Raw genomic sequence first — 25690 nt, forward strand, 5'->3', positions numbered from 1 at the left:
TTTGTAATCAGTATCTCTACCAAGCAATAATAAGACTCAGTTGGTTGGAAACTGGAGTTTAAGAGTCGGCATTGTACGAGCGGACCTTGGCGCAATAGTTGCGAGCGACAGACAAGAGGCGAGATCTGTTTTAAACCAGGCACTCAAAGCCAGCCAAATTTCGGCAACAAGTCCAGTAGCGAAGTATTCAAGATTTCTGCAAACTATGCAAAAAATTACTGGTACGGGCGCCATTGCTAGTATCTCCCACTCATTCCTATCGACGTCACCGTCCCGAGCAGACATTACTGTATCAACTTGTTGAGCGACAGTACCCAGAATTTAAAGAAATGCTGTCACATCAAGGTAAATCATTGCCATATCATGTTGAAAAGGAATTTGATGAATTTCTTAAGTGCGGTCGCCTTGAACACGGATTTTTGCGCGTAGTATGCGATGACTGCAAGCATCAGAAACTGGTCGCTTTTAGTTGTAAAAGAGAGGTTTCTGCCCAAGCTGTGGCGCTAGACGTATGGCAGAGAGTGCGAAACTGTTGGTGGATGATGTTTTACAAGGTTATCCTGTTAGTTTACCTATCCCTCTGCGTTTATTACTCGCTAGGTATCCAAAAGAACTCAGCAAAGTGATGCAAATCATTCACCGCGCTATCTCAACGGATATCATAAACCGCGCAGGTTATCTAAAAAAACAAGCTAAGACAGGGGCTGTGACTTATATTCAACGATTTGGTAGTGCACTGAATCTCAACATCCACTTCCATATGCTATTTCTCGAAGGCGTCATCACACAAACGCAAGGTCAACCCGAATTCAATCAAGTCAAAGCTCCCAGCCATAGTGATATGGAGCGGGTAGTTAACACCGTCAGTCATCGCATCGCAAAATATCTAGAAAAAGCAGGACTGATCCAACGCGACATAGACAACACCTTTCTAAACTTACCGATTGATGATGAAGATAGTTTGCCGCAACTTCAAGCATCATCGGTCAACTACCGTATTGCCGTAAGCAAGGATGCTGGTAAAAAAGTATTCAGTCTACAAACATTGCCAGCCAAAGATTACGACAACTATGGACACCTAGCAAAAATAGCTGGATTTAGCCTACATGCAGCCACTTCGTGTCGAGGGAATATTCGCAGACGCAGATCAAGCAGACAAACTAGAGAGGCTTTGTCGCTATATCGCAAGGCCAGCGGTGAGTGAAAAACGCTTAAGCCTGACAACCACTGGCAACGTCAGGTATGAACTTAAGACACCCTATACAGACGGAACTACACATGTATTTTTTTCACCGATTGATTTCATAAGTAAACTGGCAGCCTTGGTGCCACCGCCTAGACTCAACCTTACTCGGTTTTATGGGGTGTTTGCGCCAAACAGCAATTTACGTGCGGAGGTCACGGCCTCACAACGTGGTAAGAACAGCCCTCGTTTAGCAGAACATCTGAAAGATTCAGATAAACCCTACCACGCCCGCAGCATGTCGTGGGCGCAAAGACTTAAACGCGTGTTCAACATCGACATTACCGAGTGTGAGTCTTGTGAAAAGACCAACGTCAAAATTATCGCTTGTATTACCGACCCAGCGACCATTTACAAAATAATAATGCATTTAGACAAATTAGACTCTCTGATTACCGCCAATACTTGTCGAGCCCCGTCGGTTTTCGAACCCGTACAAACCTCAGTGATTGACGACTACACCATCCAACGAGATTTTGACTTTGGTGCATAAGTTACAAAACATGCGAAAGCTTGAGCATGCAATATGTTGAGGCAAGAACTTCCACAAATCTCATTTCGAATTTCAGTACTACAGTTCAGTTCACTTACTTATCTTGACGACAACTCATTTCATATTTTCTTCAAAACACCTATCTTAGTTTTGCTCTTGGTAATAAGGCCCATTTAAAAAAATTCTATGATCATTTGAAGTCTGATACAGTAAACTGAACGTTGGTTCATTTACCCTGACTTAAGGCGCTTTAAACGATAAGCCATATGATTCAATCGATACAATCTATAGGAAATGCAAAATGAAAATATTTAATAGCATAGGTCGCAGTTTCACAGTCGCGGCAATGAGCCTTGCATTTGTTAGTGGTTGTGCTCAAGTTAGCAATCAAGTTGATTCTGCGCAATTAAGTGTGGATGTGGATGGCATGGTATTGCAACCTGAATATTTACCAACCTTAGTCTACGTTAGACCTGATGCCCCCACGCTTGAAAATTACACGCAGTTTATGATGATGCCGATCGCAATTAATGACGCTAATCCGAATATCAAAGCGGTTTCAGTTGAGGACTTAACTGAAATGCAACAATATTTTGAAAATGTAATGGCGACAGAATTAAACAAAAGCGGCTATCAATTGGTGACCGAAGCGTCTAAAGAAACCATGATTATTGCCTTTATCATTACTGATATGAAAATTCCTACCGCAGCAACAAACGTTTCAATGTTAGTGGTTCCAGGATTATCCACAAGTGTAGGGGAAGTTACCGTAGAAGCGATACTCTCAGACTCCATGAGCAATCAAGTTAATGCCGTTGTGCTTGAGGGGAGCAGAGGTAGTTATATGTTTAATGGGAACCCATTATCGACGACCAGTGATGTCAAAGCTGCATTTGATAATTGGGCTGTTGGATTCACAAACGCCCTGAATATCGCTCACGGTAAAAAGTGAACTGAGTTACTAGAAAGTAGGAAAATTTTCTGATGAATAAACATACCGTACTGTTGTCGATAGCATGCTTTTCGCTTTTATCTGTTTCTGCTAACGCCGCAGAGAACAATTTTAATACCTGTGTCACCGAAAAAGCCCTCAATGGAGCTGAAACGTTAACGCTTAAGCAGATTCGGGAGCAATGCACGCAGGCGATTGAAACGAAGAATGTAGAGGTAAAGCCGAAGTCAAACGATGGTTTAGTCACTAAGCGATTGGAAGAGGAAAGATCAACACAGTTTTCAAGTTGGGTTATTACGCCACATAGACCCAATTATGTTTTACCCGTTATTACAAGTAGTGGTATTAATAAAGAAGCGTATCGTACTTTAGACGGCAATGAAGATAATCTTGAAGACAATGAAGCTAAGTTCCAACTCAGCTTAAAGGTGCCACTGAATACTGGCGATATGCTGGTAGAAGGTGATGGTTTGTATGTGGGCTTCACATTGCAAGCATGGTGGCAAATCTACGCTAGCGGCATATCAAAACCATTTAGAGAAACAAATTATCAGCCAGAGCTTTTTTATTTAGCGCCAACTTCATGGCAGCCATTTGGCGGTAATACTGCTGTTATGTTAGGTATTGAACATCAATCAAATGGTAGAGCACAGGACTTATCTCGAAGTTGGAATCGAGTCTACGCCAACTTTATTTATGAAAAAAACGATTTTGCACTTTCGTTTAGGCCTTGGTACCGCTTATCTGAAGACGAAAAAGAGTTTGAGTTTGATCCCAATGGAGACGACAACCCAGATATTAAAGACTATATGGGTAATTTCGAATTGGGGATGGTATATAAATATAACGATCTAGAGTTTGGCTTTCTTGGCCGACAGAACTTCTCAACCAGTCGAGGAGCAGCTGAATTATCACTCAGCTTTCCCCTTTACGGAAAATTGCGAGGATACGCAACCGCGTTCAATGGCTATGGTGAGAGTCTAATCGATTACAACCATCATCAAACCAGAGTCGGGGTTGGGATATCACTAAACAATGTTCTCTAGATTGGATGAATACTAGATAGGTTAACTATTTGGGCGCTCGCGTACCGCTCAACTTTATGATCAATCTGCATCAGTCCTTACTTAATGAACACTAGTTATTATGAGCCGATTAAATGGCTATTGTGATGCTTACTGCTATATTTAACCCTAAACAATTGAAGACAATCGTTATGAAACGCCATCTTTGCATGTTATCTCTAGTTTTAGTTGTTCAACTCTCTTACGCAGTCGATTCAGATGGCGAAAAGGATTTAATCGTTATACAAGAAACTGCTTGGGCTCAGGCTTTGGTCGCTGGAAATATGAATGCGGTTGATACGCTCATGCACTCAGACTTTCGACTGATCCGTACCTATTCAGACGCTCCTCCAATCGATAAAGCGGCTTACCTTGGGATGACTGGCATGAGTACAACTTCGGTTGAAGTTACGTCTGTTCGCGCTGAGGTTGTTGACAATGTTGCCACTGCTCAAGCGACTTGGTCGCTCGATTGGCAACGTGAAGGTGTGGGTAAATTGCCCCCGCACTACAAGGTTACAGACATATGGATTAAGGAGACTGATGGTATCTGGAGGATTATTTCACGAGTCAGCCAGCTAGCTGATGCGCCGCCAGCAGTTTAAAAATCGACTCCCGAGAGCCGTATATATTTAGATTGAAAGTGACCGCCCGCAATTCGCTCATCGCCTTCGGTTAGAGTACCTCGACAATCATAAAACCTTAGTTCCACATCAGGTGCGAGCTACTACAGTAAAGCGGCTACTGCCAGCTTCCACCAAGCGCTAGGTTTAAATCAACAAATTGACTCAATTGAGCACGATCGATCGATAATACGTTGCGTCTAGCGCTAAACACTCTTTGTTGAATTTGCAGAACATCCAACAATGCTATTTCGCCTTCATCAAATTGCAAATTTGCAATTCTAAGTGCATTTTCCGCTTCGCTTAGTGATCGCTTAAGTGCAACTTGACGTTGACTCAAAATCGACCCCTGATCGAGTGCAGTTTCAACATCTGCAAAAGCCTCTAGCGCAGTTTGTGCATAGCTCGCTATAGCTGCTGTTTGATCCGCTGTTGCCGAATCCACGGCAGCGTCTAGACGCCCGCCGTCAATCAAAGGAGCAGCAATACTGCCTAGTGCTTGCCATGCAAGGTTCGCAGGGTTCAGCAAGCGGCTTAGGTCATTCGACGAGCCGCCTATATTTGAAGACAATGATAAGCTGGGAAGTTTTGCGGCTTTGGCTTGATCTAAGCTGTTAAATGCAGCTGCGACTTGTCTCTCTGCAGCAATAAGGTCTGGTCTACGTTCTAGCAACTCAGAAGGCAAACCAACCGGTACACTGGTCGGGGCACTAGGTAAGGATTTTGCCACCGATAGCTCAGCGCTGGGATATCGACCAAGTAACAGTTCTAGAGCACGTGTTGCATCGCGTTGTGCGCCCCGCGCGGTTATTAATGCGTCATCAGCACTGGCTAGCTCAGCGTTGGAAAGTGATACGTCTTGTTGTGAAGCAACGCCATTATTGAACTGAACACCAACAATTTTAGTGGTTTGTTCGATTGCATCGTAAGTTTGTTGCGCGATAGCTAGCTGTTGTTGTGCCTCAATGGCAACAAAGTAAGCTCTGGCAACGCCTGCAGCTAAAGAATACTGAGAGAAAACATACTCTGCTTCTGCTGCGGCTAGACTTTCTTGGGCAGCCAGTGTTCCGGCTTCAATTTTGCCCCATAAATCGACTTCCCAGCTTGCTTGTAATGCTGCATTAAAACCGCCACGCGAGCGACTTTCCAACGCCCCTCCATCAGATGCGCCGGCGCTTAAGCCTAATTGAGGTGATAGCGCTGAAGCGGCTTGATCAGCCAAAGCTCTCGAGGCGTTTACGCTTGCCGCTGCGGCTTGCAAATTCAAATTATTTTGTAGTGCTTCATTTACCAATCGAGTCAATAAGTCGTCATTTAATTGTGCTAACCAACCGGCTTCGACTGTACCAAGTCGCTGCTGTATACCAGTCCACTGAGCAGGAAGTTCGCCTACTTTCTGAGTCACAGCAGTTTTAGCCGCCGCGGAGTTGTCTTGACCAGTGCTTCCGCACCCGGCTAGCGCTAACGATGTTAGGCCTAAAATCACCGCAGTTCTGATGGCTTTTTTGTTGTTATTCAATTGCAGCATAATTAGGCCTCTCTTTCGTCATTTTTGATTTTGAAGAACACTGCATATAGGGCAGGTACTACTACTAAGGTCAATATGGTCGCGAAAGTTAACCCAAAAACGAGTACAACGGCCATAGACTTAAAGAAGGCGTCTGCAAATAGTGGAATGACACCTAACACAGTTGTCAACGCTCCCATCATCACAGGGCGTACTCTGCTCGCGGCTGAATCGACTACAGCATCGAATCGTGCTTTCCCTTCCGCTATTTCTACATCCATTTGGTCAACAAGCACGATCGCATTTTTAATTAATAATCCTGATAGGGACAATAAGCCTAAGATGGCCATAAACTCCATAGGTGTGCCAGTCACAACTAAACCGAATACCACACCAATAAGCGCGAGTGGCACAACTAACCAAATCACCAAGGGTTGCCTCAGTGCGTTGAATAAAATCACCACGGTCAATACCATTGCCAACAAGCCTAGAGGCAAAGTACTCGCTAAATCTTCGTTCGCTTCTGAGCTGTCACCTTGCTCGCCCCCCCAACTCAGTGTGTACCCAGGTGGTAACTCCATCGCTTCGATTTGAGGCTTGAGACGTAAAAACAAATCAGACGCTAAGTCACCGGCAATAGGGTCTGCCTGTGCTTTGATTCGCCACACTCGGTCTTCTCGTTTTAGCAGTGAGTCGCGCCATATAGTGTTGATACTTTCAACAACTTGATTAACCGGGACTGCAGCACCCGTCGCCGGTGAGATGATTTGAACTTGTCCGATTGAATTAGGATCAACCCTCTCTGACTCAGGTGCCCGTGCAATAATTGGGATCATTGAATCACCTTCTCGATAGACACCGACAGATGTTCCAGAGAAATTTTGTTGTAAACCTTTGGACAAATCTTCGCGGGAAATACCTAAGCGACGCCCTTGAGCGGAAGAGTACACCGGCTCAATAATGCTTACCGGTTGTCGCCAATCATCTTTAATCGAAATGGTTCGCCCGTCCGCGCGCATTATTGCTTTTGCTTCGTCCGCTAATCGGCGCAGTACTTTAGGGTCCGAACCGCTAAATTCCGCTTCTATTTTTGAACCGCCACCTGGGCCTAATTGGAACTGCCAGACTTTAGCTTGAGCATCGGGGTAATTGCTGTCTAGGGAAGCTTGAATAACCGGTACTAACCCTGCAATCGCCTCATAACTTTCAACCTTTAATAAGAATTGGCCATAAGAAGAGTTATTACTCTCAGGACTGTAAACCAGCATAAACCGATTCGCACCCTGACCGATAAGAGTTTGTACTGCCTCAATACCGTCTAGCTCTCGCAAAGTATCCTCTATTTGCAACATATCGGATTTTGTCTGAGAGATGTCGGTACCTTCAGGTAACCAATAGTCAACCACGATTTGCGGTGTTGTTGACGCAGGGAAAAACCCTGACTTCACAAACTGGAAACCCCACACGGCTGTCAAAAATAACGCGATTGTGACACCGATGGGCAACCAACGTTTTGCCAGCATTACACGCATAAATGACTTATATTTCGCCATTAATTTGCCTTCAGCGGCTAATTTAGATCCTGGCGGCGCTTGTTTAAATAGCAAGTCACCAAGGAAAGGCACAACCGTTATAGCAAAAATCCAGCTGTACATTAACGAAATCATTACCACCCAAAATAAGTGCCCTGTGTATTCGGCCGTTTGTCCCGGAGCCAAACCGATAGGCGCGAATGCGATGATGCCAACTAAGGTGCCGCCTAGCAGAGGCCATATGGAGCGTTCAATAATTTTCTTGGTAACCGCATGCTTGTCTTCGCCTTTTTGCGTGCCAACCAATATTCCTTCGGTCACAACGATTGCATTATCTACCAGCATGCCTAATGCTATGATCAAAGCACCTAACGAAATCCGGTGCATGGGAATGTCGATTAAATACATGGTGCCAAGTGTGGCAGCGATAGTAATGAGCAATACTGCACCTATAATCAGTGCAGACTTCAGCCCCATGAAGAAAAACAGCGTTACAAGCACGATTGCCAAAGCGGCTGCAACATTCAGAGCAAAGTTAAGAACAGCCTCATCGGTTATTTTACCTTGATGATAATACTCATGAATTTCGATACCAATCGGTCTTTGATTTTCTACTTCAAGCAGTTTTTGGTCTATTGCATTGCCCATTGCAACAACATTCGCACCTGTAACGTTTGAGATACCAAAACCGATTGCCGGTTTTCCGTTGTATCGAATTTCATCACTTAACGGCGTAACATACTCGCGCTTAACGGTTGCAACATCGCGCAGGTAAACAAGGGTTCCACTATCAGTAGACACCACCGTGTTCTTGATATCTTCTACAGAGTCAATTGAGCCTGAAGGTTGGATGATCAGACGCCGATTCCCCGCTTTTAAATTACCCGCCGAGGTGACAGCATTTTGTTGGCTTAAGTCTTGGACAATATTATTGACGGATAACCCTAAGATAGCCGCGCGTTCTCTTGATATCTCGACATAAATTGCTTCCCGCTGCAATCCAGATAAAGACACTTTGGCAACGCCATCAACCGCAAGCACATTTGTGCGTAATTGTTTAGCATACTCTTCTAACTCTTTATAAGAATAGCCATCGCCAGTCAGTAAAAAATAAACACCGTAAACGTCACCGAAGTCGTCATTAACGATCGATTCATAGGCATTCGACGGCAAGCTTGATTGGGCATCCTGAATCTTATTTCTTAGTTTCGACCAAATAGACTGTAAAGAGGCTTTGGTGGGAGAAAATTCATATTTGATGTTGACATTTATACGAGATAGCCCAGCTGACGAGGTCGATACAATGGAGTCAACTTCTTGTAACTGTTGGATAGCTGTTTCTAATGGTTCAGTGATCTCATTTGCTACCTCTTCGGGTGTAGCACCCGGATACTGAGTAATAACAACTGCGGTTCGAATCGTGAATTCGGGGTCCTCGAAACGAGGCATGTTTTCATAAGCAAACCAGCCACCATATAAGGAGGCAAGTATGACTATCATGGTGATCAAGCGATTTTTTATCGCAAAGATGCCTAAGTTCATGTCTATTTCCCTATTCGGTTATTGGTTCAGAGGTCTAATTTTAAGACCTTCATTAAGGTATGAAGCACCCGCACCAACAATTACATCACCGGCATTTAAACCTGACTCGACGACAAGTGATTCGCCCACACCAGCTCCGACGGAAATTTCTCTTTTTGAAACCCGCATAGTTTCTTGGTCAACAACCCACACAAATTGACCGTTGCTATCGGTAACAATTGCATTTAGAGGAACCGAAATTTGTCCAGCGTTCGCAGCATCACCCGCAAAAACTAATCTTGATTTTATCGTGCCTGACATACCCGGCAATATGACTAATGACTCGGGTGGTGAAAATCCAAATCGCACATCAAAGGTTTGTGATTTTTCGTCAGCGATAGCGGAAGCTGACACCATTTGAGCTGGTATTGCCACATCTGGTGCTGCGTCTAATGTGATAATCGTTTCGATAGGTTCAATTTGCTTTGAGCGTGATACTAGGCTGGCGGGAATTTTCACCAGCGCCTCGGCCGCGCCTTCAGTTTGAATGGTCACTATCGCCGTGCTTGGGCTAACTGTTTCCAACTCTTCGGCTTGTTTTAGTGCAATCACACCATCAAAAGGAGAAGTCAGGACGGTATCTTCTAACGCCTTGTTTGCTGAATCTAATTGTGCACTCGCAACGTTAAGCGCAGTCAAGCGCTGATCATAGACGCTACGAGAAATGGCATTTTCAACAATCAAGCGCTCAGCGCGATCAAATTCAAGTTTTGCTGAATCAAATTGTGTTTGCGCTGTTTCTACACTATTGCGAAAATCTCTTTGCACGAGTGTTGCTATAACCTCACCTTTTTTGATCTCTTGCCCGGCGCGAACATTCAGGGTTTCAATTTGGCCGGAAACTTGAAATGTCAGCTTTTTTGACGTTAACGCTTCGACTACCGCGGGGAAATTAAATAGTTTCTCGTTGCTTGATGCTTGTATTTCTATCAATTTCGCCGGCCTAACGATCTCTTTAGTTTCGACTTCAACTTCTTTTGAGCATGCGCTGAGTAGTAATCCGCTAAATGCTACTATCAATACACTTTTATTTGAGACCATATTCAGGTTCCTTTTAAAACTTTAATTATTGCACTATAAGGCTAGCGCAAATTGAATGATGAACGCATTGGTAACATCAACAAAAAATGCGGCCACCAATGGTAATATAATAAATGCTGTCGGCGCGGGGCCATGAGACTTAGTCACGGCGGTCATATTGGCAATTGCTGTAGGGGTTGCGCCTAAGGCAAACCCGCCAAACCCAGCACTCAATACTGCGGCTTGGTAGTTCCTTCCCATCAAAGGAAACAGTACAAACAAAATAAACAACACCGCGCCGATTGTTTGAAACAACAGAATAATCAAAAGCGACCCTGCAAGTTCAGCAATTGTCCATAATTGCATGCTCATCAGTGACATAGTCAAAAATAAGCTCAAAGAAAAATCGGAAACAATCGCGAGTGATCGGGTGCGCGCAGGCCAGTGTAATTTGGGGAGTAAATAAGGAACGGTGTTGGACAAAACAATCCCAGTTAGCAGACAACTCACAAACAGTGGCAGTTTTAGCCCTGCTTGCTCGAGTACAAGGTTCAACACATAGCCGATAATAATACTAATATGCAAAACCAAAATTACAGACATAAAATTTAGATGATTAAAACTTTCTTCATCCGCTTTTTTATATTCGATACCGATAGAGGGTTCCGTATCTCTAGAACCTGATAAATTATGTTTAGCCAATAGAAATTTAGCTATTGGCCCGCCAACTAGACTGGCAACAACTAATCCTAAAGTCGCTGCGGCGACACCAATTTCTAATGCGTTTTCAATTCCACCTTCCTTTATGTCAGGCGCCCAGGCTATCGCAGTGCCGTGTCCACCAATTAAAGATGCTGAGCCCGCGAGTACACCGATAGCATTGGGTAAGTCGAGTAGCATAGCACTGCTAATGCCGATGACATTTTGAATGACAATAAACGATAAGGTCAACACAAGCAGAATAATCAGCGGTTTACCGCCTGATACCAAGTCTGAGAATCGAGCATTTAAGCCAATAGCGGTGAAGAAATACACTAGTAGTTTGTCCCTAGTGCTTAAATCAAACCCAATTTCATTGCCCGTAACAATAAAAAACACACTAATTGCAATCGCTGCAATTAAGCCGCCAGTAACGGGCTCTGGAATATTAAAATCGCGTAGAAAATTGATTTTTTTTGTTAGCCAAGCGCCTATAAAGAAAACCAGAATACCGATGGTGTAGGTTAAAAAGCTGTTTACTGCGATGTTTTCCATATTAGCGACCTTGCTCGGCTGTGGTCCTAACGCCGTTGACCTGAGAATGCCTTATTCGCGACAACGCCTCCACTAAAAAAGCAGTGTTGAGTCCGACCAAAATTAAGCCGTTCACAGCACATAAACTACCTAAGATTCGCCAACTATCTGTTAAAATAAGGTCACCATATCCCAGCGTTGTAAATGTAACGATAGAAAAATAGAGTGCGCTCTCTAGAGTCGTTAGTACATCGAGTTGCAAAAACATCAGCGCCCATACCCAGCAACATACTGTCAGGCCCATTACTAGCCAAATAATAAGTAAACTTAGTGCTAAAATAAATTTAGCGCTAACTTGACCTGATCCAAGCCATGAACCAAATCTAGTTAAGGTAGCAATGCTGACAGCGATAAAAGCCACTTGGATTAACAAAGTGGCTACTATCATAAGGCTACTAAGACTTAATTGGAGTAGCATTTAACATCCAAATTATGTTGGAAAATCAATTGCCTGTTGGTAAAAAATCGATGATATCTAAACAACTGATCCACACGCTAATGCGCGCTAAAGCATTTGAAATTTCTAACACTTAAGCGCCAACTCATTGACTACTTTATTCATTATCAATATAGTGAATGAACGTTCATTCATTGTCAATTATCCATTGCCTATCGTATATGTCTGTTAAGCGCGAACAGCTGCTAGATGCAGCGAACATACTACTGGCCGAAAAAGGTTATCATGGCTTTTCTATGAAAGAGTTGGCACAAACAGCGGAGATTGCCGTAGGCACAACATACTTATACTTCAATGATAAAAAGGATTTAATTCAAAGTTTACATCAAAGGAATTTACACACGTTAGCTGAGAGTATGTTTGACGGCTTTGATGCAACATCCAGTATTTTTGAGCAATACTCATGTATCTGGCGAAATTTTTGGCAGTATAGCCTCAACCACCCGGAGGCAATTTTGGCAAAAAGTCAGTTTGATCATTTACCTTCGATTGTGCAGCTTCGCGAAGAGTTGTTAGCGAAAGAACTTTTTAAAGAAGTAGGTATCATGCTACATGTGGGCGTTGAAAAAGAAATTTTTAAACCTTTACCGATAGACGTCCTTGCTACATTGAGCATTGAAACCTGCGCAAATTTAGCGAGAAAACATATCCTAGGTATAACGAGGATTGAAGGGAAACTACTAGACGATGTCATTCTAGCGTGTTGGAATTCAATCGCATTCAAACCGGAATCTACAAAATGAAACTTAATGTTTGCTCAGTGATTGCACTGGTACTGCTAACTACTTCCTGCGCTGCGCCGATTCGCAGCATTGACAAAGAAACGCTTGTTTCAAACGCAGCTAACTACTCTGATAGCTATAATGCAGAGTTGAAAGAAATAGGTCGCAAAAGCGAATTAAGAATAAAGTCGGAATATGCGCGTTCACTGCGCAATAAAAATACGGAAACCTATGACATATTAGTCTTGTCGGGTGGCGGAGCGTTAGGTGCGTTTGGTGCCGGTTTTTTACAAGGTTGGGGAGAAGTAGAGCAAGAGGGAATCAAGCGACCTAATTTTGATAGTGTCAGTGGTATAAGTACTGGCGCACTTATCGCGCCCTTTGCATTTGTTGGCACTGATGAGGCTTACGAGACTATTGTTGAATTGTATCGTAATCCCGACCCGCAGATGGTTATTGCCAAGCTTTTGGTATCTTTATTGTCAGCGAACAGCGCAGTTTATGATGCGACAAAGCTGCATGAGCAAATTAAAGAAAGCATAAGTCCTGAATTGATTAGCGAAATTGTAAATCGCTCCAAAGATAATAAGACACTCTTAGTAGGTGCAACAAACTTAGATTATGGTTCTATGCGCGTTTGGGATTTAGCGAACTTAGCTGCCAATAATTCAGTGTCAGTAGCCCAAGAACTGATCACCGAAAGACTTATTGCCTCATCAGCTATTCCTGGGGCATTTCCCCCCGTGATGATTGACGATAGCCTTTACGTCGATGGTGGCGCCTCTATGCAAGTCGTTAGTGGAATCGATGACCGCAGCTGGTTGTATGGAGAAAATGAAGATATTGGCTTGGACAATATAGACAATACAAAGCCAATTCAGATAAGAATCTGGATTGTGGTGAACAACAAGTTAGTGATGGATCCTGATGTAACAACCCCAACATGGGACGCAATTGCAACGCGTTCATTGGTTTCACTAATGCGAGGATCAACATTGCAGACCATACAAGATGTTGAAACATTTTCGCAGCTTATAAATAAACGGCCAGATTTCAATGTTGAAATGAATTACGTTGCCATTCCACAAAGCTATGTGATCCCTGAAACCACTAATTTATTTGATAAGCAGAAAATGAGGGGGTTAGTTGAGCTAGGTCGTGAATTAGGCCGTGATCCCTCTAGCTGGAGGCAAAGAGCTTTGCGGCCAGGGGCATCGATATTGGATCTAGATTGATTAGCAAAGCTCATCATGCTGAGAGTAATCTATCTGCCAATGACAATGTGACCAACATAGATCCATAACTACTTTATCCTTTAATTAATTGGAGCAGGCCATGAAAATCTACAGTTGCATCTTCTCTCTGCCAGTAGCCCAACATAACTTGTGGGCCTTTAACCGAGATTTGACCTTCTTCACCGTCAGCAACTAGCTTATCGTTGCTATCAAGCATTTGCACATCGGTGTCCAGCAATGGTGTGCCAACTTGTTCTGCTCCAGGTTGGTTGAAAGTCACTACTGGTGCAGTTTCAGATAAACCGTAACCTTCGGTGATATTACATCCTGTGGTTGCTTTCCAAATATCGACGGCAGCGGAGGTTAATGCTGTACCCCCCGACATGGTTAACTTAAGTGCGGAGAAATCGAGCTTTTTGAACTCAGGATGCTGACCAAGGCCTACAAACAACGTATTGATGCCCGCAAACGCCGTAAACTTAAACGGTTTCAATGCGTTGATGAATGCATCCGGATCCCGCGGGTTGGGGATCAGTATAGTTAAGCAACCTTTGGCGAAAAACGTCATCATGCACACAGTAAATGCATAAATATGATAGAGCGGTAATGGGCAAACTACGATTTCTTTACCTGACTGAAAGCTCTCTCCTAAGCGGTCTAAGGTTTGCACGCGGTTACTGAGGACATTGCCGTGTGACAACGCTGCTCCTTTTGAAACTCCGGTAGTGCCGCCAGTGTATTGCAGCATACATAGGGTATCCAAAGTTACTGGATCACGCTTAAAAGCGGGTAGTGACACTCCTGCAGCGATGGCAGCACTTAAGGAGATTCGACTGTCATGGCTTGGGGCCGTGCTAGAGTCGAGCATTGAAGGGCGCTAGTTAACAACTTTATTACTAGATAATGAGTCCAGCAGAGAGGTTCTAGCGATTAAGTTTACAACTATATTTTATTTGGCGTATTTTGAATGAACGAAAAATCAATAGGTTAGAGATTGAACAGTTAACAACTTTATTACTTTCTTACAAAACAGTAACCAATTATTATATTGAAAATATTCTTTATTATTAGTTGGTTACTTACTTTTCTCTTGATGAAAACCGGTAAACAATAAAATTATCTAATTCTTCATATGGAGACGTACTTTAAGCGTAAACATAATGAAGTATGAATTACGAAAAAAGTAATTTTTTGACATATTACTTTTACACTGATTAAGATGAATAATAATTAGAATGACTAAGAAACGGTCGAAATGGCTTTGTCAGATTTACTTCGACTAGTTCGTAAAGAAAGATCATGATGAAGCCTTGATTCTGATCTAAATACTAGAATTAAGCCTTCATTCTGATCTTATATTTCACTTCTTTATCAGCTTCAAGCAGAACTAGCGACTCAACAGTAACATATAGCTGGTTTTGAATGTTATGAGTAAAGTAAACGGTCGTTAATTTGCGATTATAACCATGACACGATATACGTCTCAATTAGCTTGCCTAAACGTAAAACAATACGTAAATTAATCAACGTAAAATAAACCTACCTTTGTTTTTAGGATTATGATGAAAATAGGCTATGCACGAGTAAGCACGGACGTACAATCTGAAAGCGCTCAATTAGATGCCCTAAAGGCGGCAGGCTGCGAGCGTATATATCAAGAAAAATGCAGTGGTAAATCAAAGCAACGACCAGAGCTTGAGCGTATGATAGACGCGCTACGTGCTAACGATGTTGTAATCGTCCAGCGACTAGATAAGCTTGGCCGGAGTTTAAAAGACTTAATTGAATTACTTGATGGCTTTAAATCTGAACAGGTTCAGTTTATCAGCCTCAATGAGAACATAGACACAACAACGGCTGTGGGTGAGCTAGCGTTTCATATGATCGGTTCGATAGCTCAATTTGAACGCAGATTAATATCTGAACGAACTAAAGCTGGACTTGAAGCGGCGAGAGCTTGGGGTCGTCGGGGCGGTCGAAAAGCTAAGCTAAATAAATTAGATATTAAAAAAGCAAAAGCTATGTTAATTGACCCTATGATGACCAAAGCTGAGGTGGCTAAGTATTTTAACGTAAGTAGACCCACTTTAAATAAAGCATTGTGCGCAAGCGTTCAATAAAGCATAGGAGGTTGTATAGTTATTGAGGTTTGCTCCTGATGATTTTTATCGTGATTGTACAGTTAAAGAGGTATGATAGCTTCATACTGGGGAGATCCATATTATGGCCAATGCAAATCAATTAAAAGCGCTACTAAAATCGCATTTAGAGGGCGACGATAGCCGTTTTTATTCTGTCGCAATGCAAGTAGCCGCTCATGAAGCCAAGCGAGGACATGGCAAACTTGCGGAAGAACTGCGCACGTTAGTTGATCAGGCCAAAGCTAGTCGAGTAATTGAATCGAAGAGTAAAGCTGTTCCTATCAGTAAACCTAGAGGAGAACTAGCTAATCTCCTAAGTGTGAGTTATCCCAAAGCTCGACTTGGCGATATGGTGCTAAGTAGTGATCTTACTAAGCAATTGGAACGAATTATTCGTGAGCAACGTCATGCAGCCGAGATCCTATCACATGGTTTGTCTCCTCGGCGTAAGCTTTTGTTAGTCGGCCCACCAGGAACTGGCAAGACAATGACCGCGTCTGTATTGGCTGGTGAACTAGGTCTGCCATTATTTCAAGTGCGTCTAGATGGTTTAATTACCAAATTCATGGGTGAAACTGCTGCCAAACTGAGGCAGATTTTTGAATCCACCCATCAGGCTCGTGGAGTCTATTTTTTTGATGAATTTGATGCAATAGGCTCTCAACGAGGATTAGCAAACGATGTTGGTGAAGTACGACGTATCCTTAACAGTTTTTTGCAAATGATTGAACAGGATGATTCTCATAGCATCATAATTGGCGCCACTAATCACCCGGATATTTTAGATAATGCCCTATTTCGTCGTTTTGATGATCTGCTGCACTATGAGCTACCGGATGAAGTGCACATTGCTAGCGTTCTTAAATCTCGGTTATCACGCATAGCAATTAAAAATACATCTTGGAAACGATTGTCTAACAAAGCCATCGGATTAAGTTACGCGGAATTGTCCCGGGCAGCGGATGAAGTGTTGAAAACAGCATTGATTGAGCGAGCAGAAAAGATATCAGAAAAAGATATTACTCTGGCATTAGAAGAACGCCGAAAGCTATCAATTAGGTTGACGTAAAAACAATTAACGATAAGGACGTTGTATGGCAGAAAGGGAGCAAAATAATCATCCGCACTTTATTTTTCAAAATAGTGCACATTCTGAACAATTCACCTCGCCATTGAAAGGCGGCGCAAGTTCACCAATTCCCAATAGAAATCGAAATAAACATGGAGGAGCGTTACTTGGTAAGCTCCAGCAATTGAATCCTGTTTTGAATGATGCAACTACGCAGCAAAGGTTGGCTGGTGCTGATGAAGGTTTTGGTCTGCAAATTGAATTTGAAAGTTTCCCTGATGTTGAACTGGCTTTTGAATCTCTGGCCCGGGAGCGCTCAGGCATCGAACTGCGAAATGTCCGTTACGACGATAGTAAAACCTTTGCTACTGTATTTGTGCCTGATGGTAAACTTGTGTTTTTTGAAAAACTCATCTCTGCTTATCTGGACGAAGATAAGGACAAAAAAAGTGGTCCTGCACACAGTAAGTTATTGAATGCAGTATCGGACATTCGCGCGGCTACTATACAAGCATTATGGACCGATTCTCCCGAAACTATGCCAACTTCTGACGATGAGCGTCTATGGTGGGAAGTTTGGTTGCCAATACGTGGTGATAGACAGGCTACAGTGAACCAATTCCGAGAAATGGCCGAGGGATTAAACTTTCGGATCGCTCCCGGTGAGCTCTATTTCCCTGAACGTTCAATTTTACTGGTCTATGGTTCAGTAGGCCAAATGAAGCGTTCAATGATGACATTAAACAGTATCGCAGAGTTACGACGAGCTAAAGAAACAGCAGAATTTTTTGATGACTTAGTACCCGACGAGCAGGCACAGTGGGTAGATGAGCTAACTGCGCGATTATCAATACCCGAAGAAGATGCAGATGTACCTTATATAAGCCTATTTGATACAGGTGTAAACAATGGGCACCCTATGCTACAAGAATCTATTTCTAATGTTGATAAACATAGTGTAGAACCCGCTTGGGGAGTTGATGATATCGAAGGCCATGGAACAGAAATGGCCGGGCTTGCCTTACTTGGAAATTTAACCGACTTACTTGCAGCGAATACGCCAGTAGTAGTTTCGCATCGTCTTGAATCAGTTAAGCTCATTCCAGAAGATGGTGCTAATGGTGGAGACCCTCAGCTTCACGGATTCCTGACTTCCGAAGCGGTAGATCGTCCTTCCATTGTAGCCCCACATCGTAAAAGGGTTTATAGCATGGCAATTACAGCCAGAGATAACCGTGATCGTGGGCGACCTTCTGCATGGTCATCGACTATCGATAGGCTCGCGTTTGATGCTGACGAACAAGGCGAAACCCCTAAGCTGTTTGTTCTATCTGCTGGAAATATTAAAGACCCAACTGCTTGGATGGAATATCCGCAAAGCAATACATCAGATGGCATTCATGACCCGGCGCAAGCATGGAACGCTATAACCGTGGGTGCAATGACTAATTTGGCAAGAATTACAGAAGCCGATGCGGAACACTATACACCTATTGCAAATGTTGGTGGGCTAAGTCCATTCAGCACAACGTCTCAGACGTGGCAATCACATTGGCCATTAAAACCCGATGTGGTTTTTGAGGGGGGCAATGCAGCACGAGACGGTTTAGGCGCAGCCTGGATGAGTAGTTTGAGCTTGCTAACAACTCATTTTAAACCTACTGAGCGGATGTTTACAACGAGCAACGCAACAAGCGCCGCTTCAGCACTTTGTTCCCAAATGGCCGCTCGTCTAATGGCAAAGTACCCTGAATTATGGCCAGAGAGTATTCGTGGCCTGATAGTGCACTCTGCTCAGTGGACAGATGCTATGAAAGGTATGTTCCTTCCCGAAAAAGGAGAGCCGACTAAAGCGCAAACGACAACGTTGGTAAGGCATTGTGGATTTGGTGAACCCAGTCTCGATAGAGCCATGTGGAGCGCGGATAATTCTTTAACCATGATATGTGAGGAGTTTTTAACCCCGTTTAAACGCGAAAAGGGAAAAGAGCCTCAGCTGCGTGATATGAATTTACATCGCTTACCATGGCCTTTGCAAGAACTTGAAGCACTTGGTGAAACACTTGTTGAAATGCGAGTCACATTATCCTATTTCGTTGAGCCCAACCCCTCTGCACGTGGTGTTACATCACGTTATAGGTATGAGTCTCATGGTCTTCGTTTTGATGTAAAACGTCCCTTAGAGAGTGAAGCGGATTTCCGAGCTAGGATAAATGCTGCGGCCAGAGATGACGAAGAGCGGGTAAACAGAAATGAGAATGACCCAAACTGGTTGATTGGTAAAAAGAACAGACATAAAGGCTCTTTACATTCCGATACGTGGAAAGGCAGCGCAGCAGAGTTGGCAAGCCGTGGTGCCATTGCAGTTTACCCATCACTTGGGTGGTGGAAAACACGGCCTGCAACTGAGCGTTACAATCAGCGCGTTAGGTATTCACTAGTTGTTTCAATTAGTGCTCCCGATATCGATGTGGATCTATATACGCCTATCGTCAATCAAGTTGGTGTTCCAGTTGTTATTGGATAAATAGACAGATTTTTGAATTTAGCTTAAGTGCAGTAGCTGTATAACAAACAACAATTGAAGGGAAGGAATAAATGGCCTTTAAAAAAAGAACAAATAGAGTTACTGCATCTGCGAGCCCGGATCAACTTTTTAGAGAGTTACCACGGCGTAAATATCCAGATGTGTTGCCTCACCAAAAGTCTATCATGCAACTATATGCTGAAGAAGCGGAGAATGTTCCAGATGTAGCTTTACAGCTACCAACGGGAAGTGGAAAAACTCTTGTTGGGCTCCTCATCGCTGAGTGGAGAAGAAGGAAGTATGGAGAAAAAGTTGTTTATATCTGCCCGACTAAGCAATTAGTGAATCAAGCTGTTGAACAGGCCGATGCCCGTTATGGGCTGAGTGTTTTGGGTTTTACTGGCAAAGCTAAGGATTATGATCCCAGCGATGTTGCTAAATACAAGCAAGGTCAAAGTGTCGCGGTTACAACATACAGTAGCGTTTTTAATACAAACCCATTTTTCGAAAACCCAGATATAATTATAATCGACGATGCTCACGCTGCGGAAAATTACGTCTCGAAATTGTGGTCTTTAGAAATTGAAAGATTGAACACATCTCACAAGGCTGCGTTCGATGCTATTTGCGGCCTAATTAGGCCTTACTTAAACCCTACAAATTTTTCAAGATTAACAGGTTCTTGGGAAAGTCCTCTTGATAAGACTTGGACAGATAAAATACCGGTACCAGTATTCGAACAATTCAGATCTGACTTGATCGGCATCCTGGATGAATACACCTCAAGTAGTGCATTGAAGTTCGCTTGGTCGATGCTAAGGGGAAATCTGGATGCTTGTAGCATGTACCTATCAACAAAAGGTATTTTGATTAGACCACTTTTACCGCCTACATGGGCTCATGCACCTTTCACTGGCGCTAAGCAACGTATCTATATGTCTGCCACGCTAGGTGAAGGTGGAGATCTCGAAAGGTTGGTAGGGCGAAAGAATATTCACCGGCTAGCCATACCTGAAGGATGGGATGTGCAAGGCGTTGGACGTAGGTTTTTCATTTTCCCATCTCTATCTCTAAAAGAAGATAAGTGTGTTGATTTAACTATCGAGCTTTTTAACAATTCATCACGCAGTTTAGTGCTTGTTCCTAATGATTCACTCAGCGAGCAAGTGAAAAGTGCTATTAATGATAAAACTTCCTTAAAGGTTTTCGGTTCAGAGGACATTGAGGAGTCAAAACAAACTTTTATTGATACTGATGGCGCGGTAGCTGTCGTAGCAAATAGATATGATGGTATAGACTTTCCTGGAGATGAATGCCGATTGTTAGTTATCGAAGGGCTGCCTAAAACTGTGAATGCTCAAGAGCAGTTCTTAATGTCACGAATTGGAGCTAATGTTTTATTTAATGAGCGTATCCAGACTCGCGTAATACAAGCGATTGGACGTTGCACAAGATCGCTTGAGGATTACTCAACTGTAGTTGTAATGGGTAGTGAATTGGTCGACTTTTTAGCTGATACTAAGCGTAGAAACTACTTCCATCCAGAATTACAAGCGGAATTGGAGTTTGGTGTTGATCAGTCAATAGACTCTACTTTCGATGATTTGAAAGAAAATTATGACATTTTTATCAAGAATGGTGAGGACTGGGAAGACGTTAACGCTGAAATTGTAGATATTCGATCAGGTAAAACTAAAGCAAAGTTCCCTGGCATTGGTGAACTTGAGCAGTGCGTATCTAGAGAAATTGATTATGTTCAGGCCCTTTGGAGTAGTGACTTTGAAACAGCTCTCGACAATGCAGAACAGATATTGGGAATATTAAAGTCGAGTGAATTAAGAGGGTATCGAGCATTATGGGAATACTTGGCTGGATCGGCTGCCTATTTAGCAGACAAGAACCAATTTGATGGATATAAAATAAAGGTCAGGGATCACTACAATCGCGCAAAACAAGCGGCAAAAGATATTCCTTGGCTTATTGGACTTCATCGATATGCAAGTGTACCTGTCGACTCTACAGAGCAAGATGTTTCCAATTCAAGGCTAATTTGCCAAGTGGAAGGGATCGAATCATTGTTAAACTCTATGGGCAACATGCATGATCGAAATTTAATAAAGCGTGAAAAGAAAATCCGAGAAGGACTTAATAGTAGTAATCAATTCGAAGAAGCCCATAGATTACTCGGCGAACATATAGGGTTCAATGCTTATAAAGTTGAAGAAGACGCATCACCTGATCCATGGTGGCAAATTCAGGACATATGCTTTGTTTTTGAGGACCACGCCAATGCTGAGACAGATACCTTCTCAGCAAATAAAGCGAGGCAAGTTCATACACATCCTAACTGGATAAGAGCAAATGTTGACTCTTGTAAGTCGGATTCGGTAACTATATTACCTGTTTTAGTTTCGCCTGTTACTAAAATGAAAGTAGGGGCTGAACCTCACTTAAAGAATGTAGCATTTTGGAGCTTGAATGAATTCAAAGCTTGGGCTGAACGAGTCTTGGATTTCATTCGAAGAGTACGACCATCATTTCAGGAAGCTGGAGATCTTGCTTGGAGGGCTGAGGTTGCGCAAATGCTAGTGGAAGCACAGTTAGATGTAAATTCAATCAAAACCATGTTTGAGAGCAATCTATGCGCGAAGCATTTAGAAACTGTTGAGTAAATGATCAGAGTTAAAACGTAAATAAATAATACTTTTTAAACACTGAAAAGGACTTTTTGTTTACATTTTTCTTTTGTGAGTAAGCTATAACTATTAAAAACGCTTATGGTTCTTGGTGTGTAGAAGAAGTTTACAATCTATCGAGTCTCATAAGTGGAGTAGAGGCCACATAGCGAGTCTGCAAAGTGCGCCTATCACCATTATTAATAAGGATATTTAATGAGATTTACAAAATTTATTCAGGCTATAACAGTCATTATTGCCATTTGTACAATAAGCGCATGTTCCGCCTCACCACAGATGAGCGGCACATTGACCTTACCCGCTTCTAAATTGGGTCTTGCCGCTGTTAACGATGATCGCCTTGTCTATGTCGTGGGGGGCTCTGGTAAATCTTTATATGGTGACATTGATATCATTGACCCACAGTCAAACACCATAAAAACGCTCAAAAATAAGCTTACCCCAAGACGTTATCATAGTGCTATTTTTGATGGTGATGAATCTATTTACATATTGGGTGGGGTTGGCTTAAAACAGGGGCGAATGGGTTTGGTTACCGAAGTCGAAGTGTTCAATACCCGAACGCATGAAGTGACTACGATACAAAATTTACAAGCAGCAACTAGGATCAACACCGCAGTTTTCCATGAAGGTAAAATCTATGTGATGGGCGGCAGTTATCAAAGTAGGCAAGGTTTACGATCAACTGCGACCATGTTTATGTACGATACAGCTAGCAATAGCTGGTCTAGGTTAGCCGACATGCCTAGCGCTAAAGACACTAGGGCATTTGTTAAAGATGACTTTATTTATGTTGTAGGTGGTTATGATCATAAAATCAGTATGGCGGTTTTTGAACGCTATAGTATTGGTGAAGACCGCTGGGAAACACTTCCACCTTTGCCAAAAGGTATTAGTTCACACTCATTAACCGTTGTGGACAACAAAGTATTCACCTTTGGGAATTATGATAATTTGGGTGAAACATTTGTTTATGACTTTGATACTTCTACTTGGCGTGAGATTGATATCGGTTATTTACCTAGCCGACACAATGCAGCTACTACCATTAACGGTGTGACTTATGTTGTAGGTGGCACTACACGTACCTCTAAAGGTAGCCTGAATCTGATACAAACCTTCAAATTGGGTGAATAATATCAATCCTGCGATGAGGGTAGCGGGTCGAATATCTACCAGCTGTTGGGGAAGCCTGATAACTCAGGCTCCACTCCTCTTATTCTAATTGAAAAGCGAAAATACATTACTCAACGTTCGCTGAAACCAATTCATAGGTTGAATAGTGAATTTCTCAAACTCCATTCTTTTGGATTTAGGATCCGCTTTCAAGGCATTATAAAGAATAGCAATATCTTGTTTTTGTAACAGTAAGTGCGCTTCGTTTGGTTGATAGGTCGAGCCGATCGGATACAAAACAAAAGGCTCTTTTGACATCTCAATATGTCCGCCGAGAATAGCCGCAACCTCGTTTTCCTCAGAAAATGCATAAAGCAGATTGATTGACTGCTTATAAGCGTCCCAGTTTTTTACGTAAATAAGTCCCGGATACAGTGTGTCTCCCGTCAGCAGGATTTTATGCTTCTCATCATAAATGGTTATTGCGTCAGCGTGATGGCCTGGTGTGTGAATCATTCTAATAGAGCGATTGCCAAGAGTGAATGTTTGAATTTCGCTAAGCCCATTTTGAAACCCAAGTTGTGTAGCTGCTTTTTTGACGTCGCTTGAAACGACTGTCACTGTCTTATTATTAGCAAACTGCTTATCTCCAGCCTTATGATCAGCATGCCCATGGGAATGAATGACGATAAGAGGTAAGGCTGGATCAGGGCTATATTGTTGTATCAGCCTTTCTATTTCCATTGCGACAGGCGAGATATTTGCGTCCTCTATTGCACCAGTATCAAATAGCATGGCTTTATCGCTGCCCAATAGCAGGTACATAAACGGTGCTTCGAAGGTGTCGCACTTATTTTGTCGTAATATGAAGGTTTGCTCATCTAACTTAAGAATATCCATTGGCTTTGCACTATCGGCATTGCAGGTCATTGAACCGTGAAACCATTTCTTGTTCTCAATGATAGGAACGATAGAAGTCGAGTCATTTATTGGTGATTTGTCAGTTGTCGCATATCGTTGCTCGGCGATAGAACAACTGGATACAGCCATAATTGCAATGATTAAAAACAGAGAATGCCTCATTATTTTATTTCTCCTTGTCTGCTATTAGGCAGCTTTTTTATGCGCGCAGAGATGGGCTCATTCTCAATAGCTTGGCAAAACCCAAATAATACCTCCATTATCTGAACGCTTTGCTCCTTGGATATTTCATTAATGACGCTTGCTACATCCTTTGTTATGCGCGTTAATTCAGCGACGTCATCAACGCCTAGTTTAGTTAAGGTAAATCGCTGACATCTTCCATCATTTAAATCTGTGTGCCGGTATATCAGCGATAATTTTTCTAAGGCACTGACTCTTGATGCGGTTCGTTGATGAGAATAGCTCAACGCTTTAGCTATTTCGGCTATAGAAGCGCCCTTTGATTGAGCTAAAAACATAACGAGAGAAACATCCGTAATAGGAGTGACAATGGAGCTGTCTTTTAAAACTTCTGAAAATTCATCATTAATCATTTTGCTTAATCTGCTGGTCATATTTGCAAAAAATGCTGCGGAGTAGTCGAGCTCATAAAAGAAAGGTTTTTTCATATTGTCATCATTAATACAATCAATTGTACAAATGATTGTATAGTTAGTTGTTGGTATGTCAACTAATCTTTGTTTCTGCAAATTTGTTCTTTAAGAAATTGTGTTAATGAATAGATGAGAGGATTCTAATGAAAGGATGGATTACTGCTGTTTAGAACAGGAATGAGGCAGTCTTCCCCTATTCGATTGCAAAGAACTTCTTATATTGCTAGTTTCAATACCCTGAACTTTTCTATGCGTAGAACATTTGTGTGGGTGAATATTTAATACTATGGACATCATATTTCGATTGGCGACAACGCAAGATAAACCAGCACTAGACCACTGCCTGCAGCAAATCATAGAGGCGGAGAGACCAATGGATGAATGCTTGGATGATGGATTTATTGAATATTATGATCCTGTAGACTTCATTAATAACGAAAATGCCACCTTGATCGTTGCTGAACAAGGAGACGTGATTATTGCCTGTGGCGCAGCAAAACTAAAGAACGCCAAACACTTTTACCATTACGATAAATCGCTCTACTTAGCCATGATGTACGTGGCCGATGCTTATCGAGGAAAAGGAATAAACCGCGAAATCATGCAGCGACTATTAAGCTGGGGGAGTGAAAAGGATGTCGTCAATGCCTCCTTGACTGTCTACCCTCAAAATGCTTCGGCAATCAGAGCTTATGAGAAGTTAGGGTTCGAGCCCGCCCTTTTAGAAATGCGGCTAAGAGATAAGTCTGAGCGCTAAACCTGCACTACGACTTCTACTCTTCACATTGCACAACAAACTAGTGTAAGGTGATAGTCCATCACCCTAGCATGCTCAATTTTAT

Annotated in this window: 18 protein-coding genes and 2 pseudogenes; 12 read left to right on the plus strand and 8 right to left on the minus strand. The window is 42.6% G+C overall.

Annotated elements, in window-relative coordinates; genetic code table 11:
- The first annotated feature begins 218 nt into the window (after positions 1-218).
- The 4 genes and pseudogenes from RM544_RS17675 (at position 219) to RM544_RS12505 (ending at position 4357) form a co-directional block, all read left to right on the plus strand.
- Positions 219-1736, plus strand: a pseudogene (locus RM544_RS17675) (transposase).
- A gap of 301 nt (positions 1737-2037) precedes the next feature.
- Positions 2038-2688, plus strand: coding sequence for a DUF3313 family protein (locus tag RM544_RS12495; RefSeq protein ID WP_311362138.1), 651 nt, complete (start codon positions 2038-2040; stop codon positions 2686-2688).
- Positions 2689-2720: 32 nt separating this feature from the next.
- Complete coding sequence (locus RM544_RS12500) at positions 2721-3734, plus strand: phospholipase A (RefSeq protein WP_311362139.1); 1014 nt, start codon at positions 2721-2723, stop codon at positions 3732-3734.
- Between the two features lie 170 nt (positions 3735-3904).
- The gene (locus RM544_RS12505; RefSeq protein WP_311362140.1) at positions 3905-4357 is read left to right on the plus strand and encodes a nuclear transport factor 2 family protein; all 453 of its coding nucleotides are present in this window, start codon (positions 3905-3907) and stop codon (positions 4355-4357) included.
- Positions 4358-4493: 136 nt separating this feature from the next.
- Here the strand turns inward: RM544_RS12505 and RM544_RS12510 are convergent, their stop codons facing one another.
- From RM544_RS12510 to RM544_RS12530, 5 genes are read right to left on the minus strand one after another with little or no spacing between them, the layout of a single operon-like run.
- Complete coding sequence (locus RM544_RS12510) at positions 4494-5903, minus strand: efflux transporter outer membrane subunit (protein WP_311362141.1); 1410 nt, start codon at positions 5901-5903, stop codon at positions 4494-4496.
- A 2-nt stretch (positions 5904-5905) separates the two neighbouring features.
- Positions 5906-8956, minus strand: coding sequence for an efflux RND transporter permease subunit (locus RM544_RS12515; RefSeq protein WP_311362142.1), 3051 nt, complete (start codon positions 8954-8956; stop codon positions 5906-5908).
- 18 nt (positions 8957-8974) lie between these two features.
- Positions 8975-10036 carry an efflux RND transporter periplasmic adaptor subunit gene (locus RM544_RS12520; RefSeq protein ID WP_311362143.1) on the minus strand — a complete coding sequence of 354 codons (1062 nt, stop codon included), beginning with the start codon at positions 10034-10036 and terminating at the stop codon, positions 8975-8977.
- Positions 10037-10069: 33 nt separating this feature from the next.
- Positions 10070-11269 carry a sodium/glutamate symporter gene (gene gltS / locus RM544_RS12525; protein ID WP_311362144.1) on the minus strand — a complete coding sequence of 400 codons (1200 nt, stop codon included), beginning with the start codon at positions 11267-11269 and terminating at the stop codon, positions 10070-10072.
- Between the two features lies 1 nt (position 11270).
- A complete protein-coding gene (locus RM544_RS12530; RefSeq protein ID WP_311362145.1) occupies positions 11271-11696 on the minus strand; it encodes an ion channel in 426 nt (141 codons plus the stop codon).
- Between the two features lie 230 nt (positions 11697-11926).
- On the opposite strand from RM544_RS12530, the gene RM544_RS12535 reads away from it, so the two are divergent.
- Together RM544_RS12535 and RM544_RS12540 are read left to right on the plus strand one after the other, a co-directional pair.
- Positions 11927-12508, plus strand: coding sequence for a TetR/AcrR family transcriptional regulator (locus RM544_RS12535; RefSeq protein ID WP_311362146.1), 582 nt, complete (start codon positions 11927-11929; stop codon positions 12506-12508).
- A complete protein-coding gene (locus RM544_RS12540) occupies positions 12505-13722 on the plus strand; it encodes a patatin-like phospholipase family protein (RefSeq protein ID WP_311362147.1) in 1218 nt (405 codons plus the stop codon). The genes RM544_RS12535 and RM544_RS12540 overlap by 4 nt, the downstream gene beginning before the upstream one ends.
- Before the next feature lie 112 nt (positions 13723-13834).
- Here the strand turns inward: RM544_RS12540 and RM544_RS12545 are convergent.
- Positions 13835-14590, minus strand: a pseudogene (locus RM544_RS12545) (AMP-binding protein); the annotation flags it as partial.
- A 694-nt stretch (positions 14591-15284) separates the two neighbouring features.
- Here RM544_RS12545 and RM544_RS12550 point away from each other — a divergent pair.
- The 5 genes from RM544_RS12550 to RM544_RS12570 all read left to right on the plus strand — a co-directional run bounded on the left by RM544_RS12550 (position 15285) and on the right by RM544_RS12570 (position 23292).
- Entirely contained in the window at positions 15285-15842 is a 558-nt protein-coding gene (locus RM544_RS12550; RefSeq protein ID WP_311362148.1) for a recombinase family protein, read from the plus strand.
- Positions 15843-15945: 103 nt separating this feature from the next.
- The gene (locus RM544_RS12555; RefSeq protein ID WP_311362149.1) at positions 15946-16932 is read left to right on the plus strand and encodes an AAA family ATPase; all 987 of its coding nucleotides are present in this window, start codon (positions 15946-15948) and stop codon (positions 16930-16932) included.
- A gap of 25 nt (positions 16933-16957) precedes the next feature.
- Positions 16958-19459: a S8 family peptidase gene (locus RM544_RS12560; RefSeq protein ID WP_311362150.1), complete on the plus strand. Its 2502-nt coding sequence runs from the start codon at positions 16958-16960 to the stop codon at positions 19457-19459.
- 71 nt (positions 19460-19530) lie between these two features.
- Positions 19531-22131 (plus strand): DEAD/DEAH box helicase, encoded by a 2601-nt coding sequence (locus RM544_RS12565; RefSeq protein WP_311362151.1) that lies wholly within the window; start codon positions 19531-19533, stop codon positions 22129-22131.
- Between the two features lie 219 nt (positions 22132-22350).
- The gene (locus tag RM544_RS12570; RefSeq protein ID WP_311362152.1) at positions 22351-23292 is read left to right on the plus strand and encodes a Kelch repeat-containing protein; all 942 of its coding nucleotides are present in this window, start codon (positions 22351-22353) and stop codon (positions 23290-23292) included.
- An 84-nt stretch (positions 23293-23376) separates the two neighbouring features.
- Here RM544_RS12570 and RM544_RS12575 read toward each other — a convergent pair whose 3' ends face one another.
- Together RM544_RS12575 and RM544_RS12580 are read right to left on the minus strand one after the other, a co-directional pair.
- On the minus strand, positions 23377-24354 hold the full coding sequence (locus RM544_RS12575) for an MBL fold metallo-hydrolase (protein WP_311362153.1): 978 nt from the start codon (positions 24352-24354) through the stop codon (positions 23377-23379).
- Positions 24354-24863 carry a MarR family winged helix-turn-helix transcriptional regulator gene (locus tag RM544_RS12580; RefSeq protein ID WP_311362154.1) on the minus strand — a complete coding sequence of 170 codons (510 nt, stop codon included), beginning with the start codon at positions 24861-24863 and terminating at the stop codon, positions 24354-24356. Before RM544_RS12580 ends, RM544_RS12575 begins: the two co-directional genes overlap by 1 nt.
- A gap of 271 nt (positions 24864-25134) precedes the next feature.
- On the opposite strand from RM544_RS12580, the gene RM544_RS12585 reads away from it, so the two are divergent.
- Positions 25135-25605 (plus strand): GNAT family N-acetyltransferase, encoded by a 471-nt coding sequence (locus tag RM544_RS12585; protein ID WP_311362155.1) that lies wholly within the window; start codon positions 25135-25137, stop codon positions 25603-25605.
- Positions 25606-25690 lie beyond the last annotated feature (85 nt).

It is taken from the genome of Brumicola blandensis (genome assembly GCF_031846165.1).
GTDB classification, from domain to species: domain Bacteria; phylum Pseudomonadota; class Gammaproteobacteria; order Enterobacterales; family Alteromonadaceae; genus Glaciecola; species Glaciecola blandensis.